This window comes from Natronorubrum halalkaliphilum, from assembly GCF_009834785.1.
GTDB lineage: Archaea > Halobacteriota > Halobacteria > Halobacteriales > Natrialbaceae > Natronorubrum > Natronorubrum halalkaliphilum.
Map to the genome: position 1 here is coordinate 15,957 of NZ_WUYX01000030.1, position 13,718 is coordinate 29,674.

The 13,718-nt window shown below is 63.8% G+C and carries 13 protein-coding genes; 9 read left to right on the plus strand and 4 right to left on the minus strand.

What is annotated here, in order from left to right:
• Window positions 1–3 precede the first annotated feature (3 nt).
• The 4 genes from GS429_RS10260 (at window position 4) to cdd (ending at window position 4,659) form a co-directional block, all read left to right on the plus strand.
• Entirely contained in the window at window positions 4–1,689 is a 1,686-nt protein-coding gene (locus tag GS429_RS10260) for an ABC transporter ATP-binding protein (protein WP_160065239.1), read from the plus strand.
• Entirely contained in the window at window positions 1,686–3,047 is a 1,362-nt protein-coding gene (locus tag GS429_RS10265) for an ABC transporter permease (protein ID WP_160065241.1), read from the plus strand. Before GS429_RS10260 ends, GS429_RS10265 begins: the two co-directional genes overlap by 4 nt.
• Complete coding sequence (locus GS429_RS10270; protein ID WP_160065243.1) at window positions 3,040–4,107, plus strand: ABC transporter permease; 1,068 nt, start codon at window positions 3,040–3,042, stop codon at window positions 4,105–4,107. The genes GS429_RS10265 and GS429_RS10270 overlap by 8 nt, the downstream gene beginning before the upstream one ends.
• 159 nt (window positions 4,108–4,266) lie before the next feature.
• Window positions 4,267–4,659: a cytidine deaminase gene (gene cdd / locus GS429_RS10275; protein WP_160065245.1), complete on the plus strand. Its 393-nt coding sequence runs from the start codon at window positions 4,267–4,269 to the stop codon at window positions 4,657–4,659.
• 35 nt (window positions 4,660–4,694) lie between these two features.
• Here cdd and GS429_RS10280 read toward each other — a convergent pair whose 3' ends face one another.
• Together GS429_RS10280 and GS429_RS10285 are read right to left on the minus strand one after the other, a co-directional pair.
• A complete protein-coding gene (locus GS429_RS10280; protein WP_160065247.1) occupies window positions 4,695–7,274 on the minus strand; it encodes a heavy metal translocating P-type ATPase in 2,580 nt (859 codons plus the stop codon).
• A gap of 133 nt (window positions 7,275–7,407) precedes the next feature.
• The gene (locus tag GS429_RS10285) at window positions 7,408–7,611 is read right to left on the minus strand and encodes a DUF8131 family protein (protein WP_160065249.1); all 204 of its coding nucleotides are present in this window, start codon (window positions 7,609–7,611) and stop codon (window positions 7,408–7,410) included.
• Between the two features lie 99 nt (window positions 7,612–7,710).
• Here GS429_RS10285 and GS429_RS10290 point away from each other — a divergent pair, with 99 nt between their 5' ends.
• The 4 genes from GS429_RS10290 to GS429_RS10305 are packed head-to-tail and all read left to right on the plus strand — an operon-like array spanning window position 7,711 to window position 10,796.
• Window positions 7,711–7,932: a hypothetical protein gene (locus GS429_RS10290; protein ID WP_160065251.1), complete on the plus strand. Its 222-nt coding sequence runs from the start codon at window positions 7,711–7,713 to the stop codon at window positions 7,930–7,932.
• Window positions 7,929–8,786, plus strand: coding sequence for a cytochrome c oxidase subunit II (locus GS429_RS10295; RefSeq protein WP_160065253.1), 858 nt, complete (start codon window positions 7,929–7,931; stop codon window positions 8,784–8,786). Before GS429_RS10290 ends, GS429_RS10295 begins: the two co-directional genes overlap by 4 nt.
• Window positions 8,779–10,575 carry a b(o/a)3-type cytochrome-c oxidase subunit 1 gene (locus GS429_RS10300; RefSeq protein ID WP_160065255.1) on the plus strand — a complete coding sequence of 599 codons (1,797 nt, stop codon included), beginning with the start codon at window positions 8,779–8,781 and terminating at the stop codon, window positions 10,573–10,575. The genes GS429_RS10295 and GS429_RS10300 overlap by 8 nt, the downstream gene beginning before the upstream one ends.
• On the plus strand, window positions 10,575–10,796 hold the full coding sequence (locus tag GS429_RS10305; protein ID WP_328821335.1) for a CbaC protein: 222 nt from the start codon (window positions 10,575–10,577) through the stop codon (window positions 10,794–10,796). The genes GS429_RS10300 and GS429_RS10305 overlap by 1 nt, the downstream gene beginning before the upstream one ends.
• A 47-nt stretch (window positions 10,797–10,843) precedes the next feature.
• Here the strand turns inward: GS429_RS10305 and GS429_RS10310 are convergent, their stop codons facing one another.
• Window positions 10,844–11,278, minus strand: coding sequence for a DUF488 domain-containing protein (locus GS429_RS10310; protein WP_160065257.1), 435 nt, complete (start codon window positions 11,276–11,278; stop codon window positions 10,844–10,846).
• Between the two features lie 59 nt (window positions 11,279–11,337).
• Here GS429_RS10310 and GS429_RS10315 point away from each other — a divergent pair, with 59 nt between their 5' ends.
• Window positions 11,338–12,165: a nucleoside phosphorylase gene (locus GS429_RS10315; RefSeq protein WP_160065259.1), complete on the plus strand. Its 828-nt coding sequence runs from the start codon at window positions 11,338–11,340 to the stop codon at window positions 12,163–12,165.
• Between the two features lie 135 nt (window positions 12,166–12,300).
• On the opposite strand, the gene GS429_RS10320 is transcribed toward GS429_RS10315, so the two are convergent.
• On the minus strand, window positions 12,301–13,674 hold the full coding sequence (locus GS429_RS10320; RefSeq protein WP_160065261.1) for an APC family permease: 1,374 nt from the start codon (window positions 13,672–13,674) through the stop codon (window positions 12,301–12,303).
• Window positions 13,675–13,718: the final 44 nt, after the last annotated feature.

The window sequence follows — 13,718 nt, forward strand, 5'->3', positions numbered from 1 at the left end:
CGTATGACTGAGACGAGAACGGGAGCTGATGAGACGGATCCGTCCGGTCGACCGAGCACGAACAGCGACCTCGCCGTCCACCTCGACGGGATCACAAAGCGGTTTCCCGGAGTTATCGCCAACGACGACGTCGATCTGGCGGTCGAGCGAGGAACCGTCCACGCCCTGCTCGGGGAGAACGGTGCGGGAAAGACGACCCTGATGAACGTCCTCTACGGGCTATACGAGCCCAACGAGGGTCGGGTCGTCGTCGACGGGACGGAACGGTCGTTCGAATCGCCTCGTGACGCTATCGAGACGGGTATCGGGATGATTCACCAGCACTTCATGCTGGTCGATACGATGACGGTCGCCGAGAACATCGCGCTCGGCAACGAGCCTCGGAAGTGGTTCGGACTGGCGGTCGATCGCGACCGCATCGATCAAAAGATCCACGACCTCTGTGACCGGTATGGCTTCGACGTCGATCCCCAGGCGACGGTTTCCGATCTGAGCGTCGGTGCACAGCAGCGCGTCGAAATCCTCAAAGCCCTCTATCGGGGCGCGGATATCCTCATCCTCGACGAGCCAACTGCCGTCCTCACTCCCCAGGAAGTCGAGGGCCTCTACGACGTCCTCGAAGAGCTCACCGCACAGGGCAAGACGATCATCTTCATCACGCACAAACTCGGCGAAGCCACTCACGCAGCCGACGAGATCACCGTTCTGCGAGACGGCAAATCCGTCGGGACGGTCGACCCAAACCAAACGAGCCAGGATGAACTGGCCGAGTATATGGTCGGCCGGGAAGTGCTTCTGGAGGCCGAGGCCGACGCTCGCGAGGCCGGAGAGACGGTTCTCTCGGCGGCGGATCTCACCGTCGAGGACGCCCGAGACGTCGAGGTCGTCTCGGGGATCGACCTTGAGGTCCACGCGGGCGAAATCTTCGGTATCGCCGGCGTCGACGGCAACGGTCAGGCCGAGCTGATCGAGTCCATTACCGGCCTCATGACGCCCGACGAGGGAACAATCAGCTTCGGTGGAAAAGACGTGACCGAGTGGTCACGCCGCGAGCGGATCGCCGCCGGAATGGCGTACATCCCGGAGGATCGTCACGAACGGGGGCTGGTGATGTCGTTCGACCTCGTCGAGAACGGCGTCCTCGGGAGCCAGCGATCACCGGAGTTCTCCCGGTCGGGTCGGATCAACTGGGACGGCGTCCGCGATCATACCGAAAGCGTAATTGACACCTACGACGTTCGGCCGCCGGATGCCGACGCCGATGCGGAGTCGCTCTCGGGTGGCAACCAGCAGAAGTTTATCGTCGGACGCGAGTTCGAACGCGATCCCGACCTCGTCGTAGCGACCCACCCGACCCGCGGCGTCGACATCGGATCGACGGAGTTCATTCACGACCGATTGCTCGACCTCCGTCGGGAGGGCGTCGCCATCCTGCTCGTCTCCTCGAAGCTCGACGAGGTCAGAAGCCTCTCGGACCGCCTTGCGGTCATCTACGAGGGACAGTTCATGGACGTAACCGATCCGGACGATCTCACCGAAGAGGAACTGGGACTGCTGATGGCGGGCGAACGGCCGGAGGAACGTCCGGTGTCAGAGTCGACCACCGGAACGGACTCGAGTATGGATGCCACCGGCTCCGACGCAGCATTCGGCCCCGAGACCGGAGATACGGGAGGTGAAAGTGAATGAGAGAGAGTATCGAACAGCTCCTCGACCGACTCATTCACGCGTCGGCCGTCGAGCGGGTCGCCGTCAGTATCGCGGCCCTCCTGGCCTCGATACTCGTCGGAGCTGTTCTCGTTTTCGTCTCCGGCGGGTTCGCGTCCTGTCGAACCGGCCTCGATATCGTCGGCTGGACGTTCTGTTACAATCCGATGCAGGTCTACTACGAACTGTTCCTCGGAGCGCTCGGCCACCCGCTCGAACCGGGCTTTCATCCGTTAAACTTCAATCTGGCGACGACGCTCCAGCAGACGACGCTGTTGGTCTTTACCGGGCTGTCGGTCGCAGTGGCGTTTCGTGCCGGTCTCTTCAACATCGGTACCCAGGGCCAGTTGGTAGTCGGCGGCCTCGCGACGGCGGTGACCGTACTCTATGCAGCCGCAATTGTCCCTGGCGGGTTCGTCGGTACGATCGTTCTCATCCCGATCGGTGTCCTCGCCGGAGCGATCGCCGGTGGCCTCTACGGAGCGATTCCGGGTGCACTCAAGGCCTACGGCGGTGCTAACGAGGTTATCACAACCATCATGCTCAACTTCGTCGCGGTCGGGCTCACCTCGACGCTGCTGTCCTGGCAGTTCCAGGACCCGAACAGCGCCAACCCGCAGACGGCACCAGTTCCGGAGTACGCGGAGATTCCGAACATCCCGTTTATCGGTTTCGGCGGCCGGATGAACTTCTCGATGCTCGCACTCGGGTTCGCAATCGTCCTCATGATCGTCATCGCCTGGCTGCTCGCACGCACCTCGTTTGGCTACGAGTTGCGGATCAGCGGCGTCCAGCCACTGGCAGCCGCCTACGGTGGCGTCGACGACAAGCGAATGACCGTCACGAGCATGACGCTGTCGGGCGCACTCGGGGGGATCGGCGGAGCATTCTGGGTCCTCATGGTCCATGGGCGTTGGCTGGAGAACGTGCCAGCGCTCGGGTTCGACGGGATCGCCGTTTCGATTCTCGCGGGCAACAACCCGCTAGGAGTGGGCGCGGCAGCGTTCCTGTTCGGTGTTCTCCAGAGCGGGTCACGGTCGATCAGTACTGGGACTGCCGTCCCACCCGAGCTCGTCGGTATCCTGAGCGGACTGATCATCCTCTTCGTGGCGATGCCGGAGTTCTTCCGGATGATCGGCATGCGGTACGGTATCGGACAGAAGAAGGCCGTACGGGCGGACGGCGGGGCTCGAGTGGCAACCGATGAGGAGTCACCCAACGGCGGCAATCGAACGTCAGTCGACGACGGGGATCAACCAGCAGCTGATGATGGGAACCAAACAGTAGCCGCTGATGGAGATCAAACAGCAGCCGACAACGGCGGTGAGGGCGATGATTGACCGTCTCTCACGCCGGATGATCATCACGGGGGCCGGCGCGCTGGCGGTCGTTTGGATCGTTGCCGGCTTCCTCTTTCCCGACTCGTGGGCCGGGGTACTCCTCGGAATCGCTGCGAGTCCGAGCACGCACACCGCGACGCTTCGCCTCGCAGTTCCGATCGCACTCGCCGCCATCGGCGGCATATTCGCCGAGAAAAGCGGTGTCATCAACATCGGGATCGAAGGACTGCTCATCGTCTCCGCGTTCAGCGCGATCATCGTCACGTTCTGGCTCGGCTCCGGCGAGTCGACGCTGGCACTCTCCCATCACTGGTGGGGACTCTTCGCGGGCGTCGTCGCGAGCACGCTGTTCGCGTTGCTGTTCGCGGTCGTCTGCATCGAGTTCAAAGCCGACCAGATCATCGCCGGACTCGCAGTCTGGCTCATCGCGCTTGGCCTCGCGCCGTTCGTCTCGCGGATCGTTTTCGACAGCCCGAACACGGGCAACGTCGGGACGTTCGACAACGTCACGATTCCGTTGCTGTCGGAGCTTCCCTTCGTCGGCTACCTGCTCTTCGACACGCCGCCGCAGGTCTATCTCATGCTCGGCTCTGCGGCCGCAGGCTGGTACTTGCTCACCCAGACGAGTTTCGGTCGCTGGGTCATCGCCAGCGGCGAGAACCCGAAGGCACTCGACACCGCCGGCGTCGACGTCCGAAAGGTTCGGTACACCGCGGTTCTCCTCTCAGGCGTGTTCGCTGGCCTCGGCGGTGCCGGCTTCGCGCTCGGACAACTGGGCACGTTCGCCGGCGGCGGCGAAACCGACATCCAGGGCCGGGGCTTTATCGCGATCGCAACCTACCTGTTCGCGAACTACCACCCGCTCGGCGCACTGGGCGGCTCGTTTCTCTTTGCCGGCCTCGACGCGTTACAGATCCGGCTCCAGGCGGCAGGCTACGCTGTCCCGACGGAGCTCATCCGTACGATCCCCTACGTGACGGTGATCGTTGTCCTCGTGTTCGTCGGTCGAACTACCCTGCCCGACGCCGCCGGGGAGAACTACGAGTCCGGCGAGGACTGATACGGATTGCTGTAACTATGTACCGCCGATCACCAGGGACGTGGTCGGTGATCGGCGGTCATTGACTACAGTAAACCGTATGAGACAGACGGCGACGACCCTCTCGATACGCAATTACCGGTCGATGCCTTCTTGCCCGTACTCGAGCCACTAGCTGCCATGAACGACTTGCTCGACGCCGCCCGTGAGGTCCAGTCGGCCGCGCACGTACCCTACTCCGAGTATCCCGTCGGTGCCGCCCTCGAGACCGAAGACGGCGCGGTGTTCGTCGGCTGTAACCTCGAGAACGCGAACTTCAGTAACAGCCTTCACGCGGAGGAGGTGGCGATCGCCGAGGCGGTCAAGAACGGCCACCGCGACTTTTCGCGACTCGCCGTGAGTTCGGGCCGGCGGGACGCCGTCACCCCCTGCGGAATGTGTCGCCAGACGCTCGCCGAGTTCTGCGACGACGACCTCCTCGTGCTCTGTGACGAAGGCGAGGGGGAAGCGCCAACGGAGTACACGCTCGGAGAGCTGTTACCGAATACGATTTCGGAGGACACACTCGAGTAGCAAACGCAAACGCTACCGAGCGGATTTCGGCCGACTCACAGCGACCGCGAGGAGTTGAGTACGACCAGTAGACTGCTCGTTGCCATCGCCACTGCGGCGAGCAGCGGATTCAGGAGCCCGAGGATCGCGAGCGGAATCGCGATCGCGTTGTAGACGAACGCCCAGCCCAGGTTCTGCCGGATGCGCCAGTACGTGCCCGACGCGATATCGAACGTCTCGACGACGGACTCGAGGTCGTCCCCGACGATCACGGCGTCGGCGGCGTCGGTCGCGAGCTCCGTCCCGCTCCCCATGGCGATGCCGACGTCCGCGGCCGCAAGCGCGGGTGCGTCGTTGCTCCCGTCGCCGACCATCGCGACCGTTCCTCGAGTCCGAAGTCGCCGGACCGTTTCCGCTTTCGCTTCGGGTGGGACTCCCGAGAAGACCTCGTCGACGCCGTCGACGGTCCGGAATCGGTCGGCCGCGGCACCCTCGTCGCCGGTGAGGACGACGACCTCTCGGCCGTCCGCGAGAGCCTCGACGGCGTCGTCCCAGTCCGCGCGCGGCGAGTCGCCGACGACGATGACGCCGCGGGCCCGGCCCGCCCAGCCGACGACGACCGGCACGTCACCGGCCGCCCGAGCGCGGTCGATTTCGGGCTCGAGCGCGGTCGGAATCGAGAGTTCCTGGTCGCGCAGAAGATCGGGGTGTCCGACGAGGACTCGTTCGCCGTCGACGACGCCGCTCACGCCGCGGGCGTGTCGTTCGAACCCGTCGACGGCAGCGGTTTCCTCGAGATTGCGGTCGTCGAACGCGGCCTCGGTGATGGCTCGTCCGATGGGGTGTTCCGAGAGCGCTTCGACGGCTCCGGCGCGCCGAAGGAGGGTCTCGGTGTCGCTGGTGTCGATATCGCTGTCAGTAGCAATGCCAGCGCTCGAGCCGTCGGTCTCGAGCACCGGCACGTCGCCCTCGAGCGACGACGTCTCGGCCGCGGACCCCTCGTTTCCGCTCGGCGATTCGCCGACCCCAGCGACGTGGACGCTCTCGACGGCCATCGCCCCCTCGGTGAGCGTCCCGGTTTTGTCGAGGACGACGATATCGATGTCCGGAGCGTCCTCGAAGATCGTCTCCGCCGCGACGACGATGCCGCGCCGTGCGGCGGTCTGGACGCCCGATGCGATCGCGAGTGGCGTCGCCAGCCCGAGTGCACACGGACAGGAAACGATGACGACGGTCAGACCGACGAGAAACGCCGCGGCGGGACTCGAGCCGGTCGCGAGCAACGCGGCGGTCGCGGCGGCCGCGAGGAAGAGAACAAGCGGGACGAAGATCGTCGCCAGTTTGTCCGCGAGCCGCTGGACGCCGGGGCGAGCGCTCTGGATGGACCAGAGCAGCGACACGAGCCGGTCGTGGGTGCTCTCGGCGCCCTCGCCGACGGCGACGACCAGCGGGGCGTCGGTGACGACCGTGCCGCCGCGGACGGGATCGCCCTGCGCCTTTTCGACGGGGAGCGATTCGCCCGTCATCAACGACTCGTCGACGGCCGCTCGACCGTCGGCGACCGTCCCGTCGAGGGGGATGCGTTCTCCGGGACGGACGAGCAGGCGGTCACCGGGGCCGACGGCCGACAGCGGGACCGTCTCGCCGCCGTCTGCGCGTCGGGCTTCGTCCACCTGTGACTCGGTCAGATCCGAGAGGAGGCCGGCGGCCCGGCGTTTGATCAATCCCTCGTAGTAGGTGCCGGCCGTAACCACGAGGATGACCGCGACCGTGACGTCGAAGTAGAGATCCGTTCGGCCGAGGCTCATCGCAAGTGTGCTGTAGGCGTAGGAGCCGACCGCGGCGAGCGAGACGAGCAGGTCCATGTTTGGCACTCCGGCCCGGAGGCTCACGTACGCGCCCCGGAGGATCGGATAGCCGGTGTAAAACAGCACGAACGACGTCATGAGCCAGATGTTCGCGACGACGTAGTAGCCGTCGTAGCTGCCGAACTCGGCCAGCGGTTCGTAGCCGAAGTACGTTGGGTACAGAAACATCGCGTACCAGATCATCACCATCATCCCGAACATCCCGCCGCCGATCAGGAACTTGACGAGCGCGGCGTCTCGAGGCTCCTCCTCGCGGCCCTCGCTCCGGTCTCGAGCGTCGTAGCCGTACCCCGAGACGACGTCGGGAAGCGTCGATTCGTCGACCGCGTCGGGATCGTACACCAGCCGCAGCGTGTCCGTGGCGTAACTCGCTTCCGCGCCCAGAACGCCCTCCGATCCGAGCGCTCGCGACTCGAGAAACGCTTCGCAGGTCCCACAGTGCATTCCATCGACTGCGAGGAACGCGTCTTCGCCCTCGAGGTCGTCCAGTTCGGAGCCGGCGTTGGCGTCGGCCTCGAGTCGATCGCGGACGGCCGTCGCGTCGGTGTCGTCGACCGTATCGAGCGCTCGGTGGACCTCGAGACAGCCCTGACAGCAGAACGCTCCCGCGACGTCGCTCGCGGTGATGGGATCGCTCGGTGTCGGGAACGAACAGAGCGTACACCCCTCGTCCGTACCGGCGACTCGGGGACCGGATGCGGTCTCGCCGCCGGAGTCGGTTTCGCCGACGGACTCGTCGGCGTCGGACCGGAACGGGAGGCGACTCATAGGCTCAATAGGTCCATAGGCTCATAGACACGTAAACTCATGCTGCGGGCTCGACGGCCGTTGTCCGAGCGCGACTGTAGCCGGAGTCGTGACCGGGGACGAACGTGCTGGCACCGATCATCGTCCCGTCCACTTACGACGTCTCGTTCGACCCGTGGCCGTGGTGGTTCGAAACGGGCTCGAACGCGACGTAGAGGCAGGTAAGAATGATCAAGACGTTGATCGCGGAAACGACGCCGGCTGAGAGCGAACTGCCGAGTCCGTACCAAGAGACCGGGAGGATCGCCAGTAGTCCGACGACGAGTGCGTGTCGTGGGGTGACCGCCTCGAGTACCATGCGAAACGGTTGCGGGTAGAAGAGCATAATAATAACCCCCGTTCCTACGGGGTGGGAATCACTCGAACGATTAAGAAATAACTCTGCTAACTCGGGCGTATGGATCAGGCTACAGAAGAGCTTACGCAATCACGTGACCGCGAACCCGAACGCAAACGTGAGATCGGCCACGACGAGTTCGATCCGATCGGAACGCTCGTGCTGATCGGATTGTATTTCCTCATTCTGGTCGCATTGTGGTTTTTCATGTACTTCGTCGAGTTCCTCGGTAACGATCCGACCGTTGTCGGCCTCGTCCTGACGGTGGTGGGGCTGCAATGAATATCCACACCTACGAGAAAGTGTGGCTGATCGCCGCACTGGTGTTGATCGTCGGATTCATCGCGACGATCACCTACGGGTCGGTCGCGCTCGGAATCACCATGGTCGGTGATCAGGAAGAAACGATCGAACCGAGCGAACTCAACGACGACGAGCGCTTCGGTGAGCCGCGCGTCGAACAGGTGGGTGAAAACGAGTACGAAGCCTACGTTATCGCTCAGACGTTTACGTTCTATCCCGACCCGATTGAAGTCCCGGCGGACAGTGAGGTAACCTTCTACGTGACGAGCCGCGACGTCATTCACAGCTTCAGCGTCGCCGGCACGAACATCAACACGATGGTCATTCCCGGGGAGGTGTCGAAAATGACCGTCGAGTTCGACGAACCCGACGAGTACGGCGTTGTCTGTAACGAGTACTGCGGTGATTTCCACCACACGATGGAAGGGTTGCTCCACGTCGTCCCCGAAGACGAGTTCGACATGACCGAGCTATCAGTCGAAGCCGACGACGAGATCGAACTCGGTGACGAAGCGACGTTCGACGTCGCCGTCGAAAACGCCGCGCTCGATGATCTCGAGACGACCGTGACCCTCGAGATCGGTAACGAAACGTTCGAAGAAACGATCACCGTCGCCGGCGGCGAAACCCATGAAACGACGTTCGAGGTCGACTCGAGCGAACTCGGCGAGGGCGACCACGACTGGACGGTCACCGTCGACGACTACGAGGAGAGCGGGACCCTGACCGTGGTCGAAGACCTCGAGGACGAAGACGAGACGGACGACGGTGACGACGAGGACGGAGACGACGATTCTGACGGCGACACCGACGGAGGTGAGGACGATGAGTGAGGCCCGTGACGCGTACATCGACAACTTCCCGGCGGAAGCGAAAGTCGTTCGAGCAGCTTTCTATAGCTCCTTCTTCGCACTCGCGCTCGGAGGGGTGTTCGGCATCATCCAGACGCTCCACCGGACGGATTTCTACCGATTTATCGATCCGGCGGACTACTACACCGTTCTGACGGCCCACGGCGTCTTCCTCGTGATCTCGTTTACGATCTTCTTCCTCGTGGGGATCTTCACCTGGGCGATAACAACCAGCCTCGACCGGGAAGTCGAAGACATCCGATTTACCTGGGCCTGGTACTTGCTGATGGCGGTCGGGATAACGCTGTCCGGCATCGCAATCCTGGCCGGTTTCATCGACTCGATCGACATGAGCGCATCGGTGCTCTTTACGTTCTACGCGCCGCTGCAAGCCCATCCGCTGTTCTACATCGGGTTGGTCCTGTTCGTCGTCGGGACCTGGCTCGCAGGGCTCGACTGGTTCCGCTCGTGGTGGGCCTGGAAGGCCGAAAACCCCGACGAGCGCATCCCGCTCCCGACGTTTATGGTGCTGACGACGACGCTCATGTGGTATCTCGCGACGCTGGGCGTCGCCGTTGCAATTCTGTTCTTCCTGCTGCCGTGGTCGCTCGGGCTGATCGAGACCGTCAACCCGCTGCTCACCAGGACGCTGTTCTGGTTCTTCGGCCACCCGGTCGTCTACTTCTGGTTGATGCCGGCGTACATGATGTGGTACATCATGCTGCCGAAGGTTTCCGGCGGGAAGCTGTTCAGCGATCCGCTGGCTCGCGTCGTCTTCGTGCTGTTCCTGATCCTCTCGGTGCCGACCGGGATTCACCACCAGTATCTGGACCCGGGGATCGCTGAAGGGTTCAAGTTCATCGCGATGACGAACACGATGTTCCTGCTGTTGCCGAGCCTGCTCACGGCCTTTACGGTCGTCGCCAGTATGGAACACGGGGCCCGCCAGCGCGGCGGCACCGGCTACGTGGGGTGGCTCAAGGCGCTGCCGTGGCGTGACCCCGTCTTCGCCGGAATGGCGCTCGCCGGACTAATGTTCGCCGCCGCCGGGTTCTCGGGGATGATCAACGCTGGCATGAACATCAACTATCTCGTCCACAACACGTTCTGGGTCGTCGGGCACTTCCACCTCACCGTCGGCACCGCCGTCGCGTTGACGTTCATGGCAGTTACCTACTGGTTCCTGCCACAGGTGACCGGCAAGGCGCTCTGGAGCCGCTCCGTCGCGCTCGGACAGGTCGTGCTCTGGTTCGTCGGGATGACGTTCATGTCCAACGCGATGCATCGCGGCGGCCTCCTCGGGATTCCGCGACGGACGGCCGAACCGCAGTACGACGGCTTCGAGTTCGAAGCCGCCGTCGGCTCCGTCGGCGAACTCGACGCACAGGTCGCACTGGGCGGTGTACTGCTCACCCTCTCGCTGGTGCTGTTCTTCGCCAACGTCATCGGGACGGCGCTGAACGGCCGAAGCGACGCACTTCCCGCAAACGAGTACGCCGAGACGCTGTCCGGGCCCGAGGACGCCCCGCTCGTCCTCGACAACCTCAAACTCTGGACGGCGATTGCCGTCGTGCTTGTGATCTTCGCGTACACGTTCCCGCTGCTGAGCATCATCGACCGCGGCGGCCTGCTGGGCCCCGACGTCAACCCGTTCCCCGTTAGCCTCGAGTCCGTGGCATTCCTGACGTTCGCCGTCGAACACCTCGGAACCGCCGCTCTCGAGTCGGCCGGAAACGCGGTCCAGACCGTGGTCCCAGGGGTGATCCGATAGTGCGCATCTCGAAGGCGGGGCTGCTCATCGTTCTGGCGCTGCTCGCACCGCTGCTGGTCGAGTTGCGGACGGTCCTCTCGTGGATCAACGTCGAGTTGGGCGTCCTCGAGACGGCCGTCATCGGGGCGCTCATCGTCGGCGTGATTCTGGTCTGGGCGTTCCTGCCCGAAAACGGCGACGACGAGTCGTCCGAGACGGACGTCTCGAAGTCGGGTCCGTAGACCTCCCCAGAGCAGGGACAGCGCCACCGGCGCTCCGTCCCTCGTAATTACGACGATTCCCGCTCGAGGATTTCCCGAAGAATCGTCCGGTGACACCGCTTCTTGTCGGTATTTTCGTAACAGACGAGCGCGATCGATTCGCCCCCCTCGAGTCGCGACTCGAGTGCTTCGAGCGCCGCCTGTGCGTCGGGCGAGGACTCGAGATGGTCTCGGTAGGCCGTCTCGAACTCGACTTCGTCCCACGCGGCGTTGTGGGCACCCTCCTCGCAGATCCCGCGCATCTTGAGGTCCGTTTCGGTCCGTCGGAACGACTCGAGAAGCGACGACGGCGGGCCGAGTTCGGGAACGTTCTCGTCGACGGCGGCGTGGAACCAGCCCGCGGGCTGTCGGACGACCCCGACGAGGGTCGCCGCCGGCGGCAGGGCCGTGAGTTCGTGCTGGATCGCGGCGACGTACGTGTCCGCGAGCGTCCCTCGTGCCATGGCCGCGGTACGGACGCCCTGTATTTATATACGGTGCCGGGACGAACGCCACAGCCTGAATGACTGGTGATAGCGAAGACCCGAACGCGGACGTACAGTACCACCTCGAGGTCACCGACGACGACGTCGCGGACACCGTTCTCCTCCCGGGGAACCCTGAGCGCCTCGAGAAGATCGTCCCCCACTGGGACGACCACGAGGTCGTGGCCCACCACCGCGAGTACCGAACCGCGACGGGGACGTACGACGGAACGCCGATCTCGGTCACATCGACCGGCATCGGGAGTCCGTCCGCCGCCATCGCGGTCGAGGAACTCGCGCGCGTCGGGGTCGATACGTTCATCCGCGTCGGCTCCTGCGGCGCGATTCAGCCCGAGATGGACGTCGGGGATCTGGTGATCACGAGCGGCGGCGTTCGGCAGGAGGGAACCAGCGACGAGTACGTCCGCGAGGACTACCCCGCCGTGGCCGATCACGAGGTCGTCAGCGCCCTCGTCGCGGCGGCCGAGCGACTCGGCTACGACTACCATACGGGCATCACCATGAGCGCCGACTCGTTCTACGCGGGCCAGGGTCGATCCGGCTTCGACGGGTTCGAAGCCGCGGGCTCCGACGACCTCGTCGACCAACTCGTCGAGGCCAACGTGAAGAACATCGAAATGGAGGCGAGCGCGATCCTGACGCTCGCGAACATCTACGGACTCCGCGGCGGAGCCGTCTGTACCGTCTACGCCGACCGCGACGGCGGCGAATTCCGCACCGAAGGCGAGTCCCGCGCCGCCGAAACCGCGACGCTCGCGACGCACCTGCTCGCCAAAATGGACGCCGTAAAACGCGAGGCCGGCGTCGACAGCTGGCACGCCGGGCTCTCGCTCGAGGATGCCTGATACGGGTTGCTGTAACTAGTTACCGCCGATCACCAGGGACGGGGTCGGTGATCGGCGGTAATTGACTACAGTAACCCGTATGAGTCGACTCCCTGCGTTTGTCTCTTCCTGCGTGCACAAAGTCGAGCAGTCCGGCTAGAGTTGCTCGTTCTCGTGAAGCCGCTCCATCCGGCTCTCGAGGTCGACACCGCGCTTGTTGAAGTACGCGATACGAGCGCGGTAGAAGGCGTAGCCGAGCACCATCCAGGCGGCGAGGACGCCGACCATGATCGGGAGCTGCGTCGACACCAGCACCCACAGGAGCATCGCGGAGACGACCGCTCCGACGGCAGTGAGCTTGAGCAGCCACGGTGGGAGCTTGTACAGCGAGTACTCGTACCGATCCGGGAACACTTTGGGGAGGTTCCACAGCGCGACGCCGGCGACGGCGAGACCGAACAGGATGGTCAACGAGAGCGCGACCGAGAGCGTGACGGTGCCGGGCGAAAACGGCGCAACGAGCAGCGGCGGAATCCCCAGTAGCAACACGGCGACGTACGGCGAGTCGTACCGGTCGTGAACGCGGGCGATCGCCGCCGGAATGATGTCGTCACGGCCGGCCCGCATCAGGAGTCGCGAGTACGCGGTGTAGGTCATGTTGATCGACGTGAGCGCGCCCATCGCAGCGGCGATCAACACGAGCGCCGTCAGCGGTGCCGGGAAGTTGTCCAGGGACACCTGTGCAACGGCGGCGTCCATTCCGCCCAGAACTTCGTAGTTCGTCGTCCCGACGAGGACGACGACGAGTCCGACCAGCAGCGAGAGGGAGATCGCAGCCGACAGCCCCAGAACGCGTGGAATATTCTTCGCGGGGTTTTTCATTTCCTCACCGAGTTCGACCACGAGTCGAAACCCGCGAAGCGGGAAGTACAGCGAGACGACGGCGACGATGGCGGGTCCGGTACCCTCCGGAAACAACGGCGTGTAGTTGCTGGTGTCGATGGTAAACGCGCCGGGAACGATGAACGAGAGCATTCCGACGACGATGAGCGAGACCATCATGAACTGGACGATAGCCACCATCTTGATCCCGAGTACGTTCAGGACGATAAACGGAACGAGCAGTCCGTATATCAGTGCGAGGTCGGGAATTTCCGGAACGAACGAGATCGTATCGGCGACGAAACCGGCGTATTCTGCGAATCCGAGCCCGATGAACAGCATGCCCGCCCAGACGCCGGGGATCGTGATCCACGGCAACAGGAAGCCCCAGAACGGACCGACGAGCCTCGAGGCGTAGACGTAACTGCCGCCGGCGACCGGGATCGCACTCCCCAACTGCAACGACATGAGAATGCCGAAGGTTAGCGGGATCAACGCGAGTAACAACGCAAAAATAATGCCCGGCCCGGCATCCCCTGCCAGCGGACCGGGAAGGACGAACGCGCTTACCCCGATAACGTTCCCGATGATGAGCACCGTTGCGCCGATCAGACCGACTTCAGTATCGATTATACCATGTTCTGACATATTAGTTCGATTGGAACGATAGTTCGTACCACACCCGTACTCGG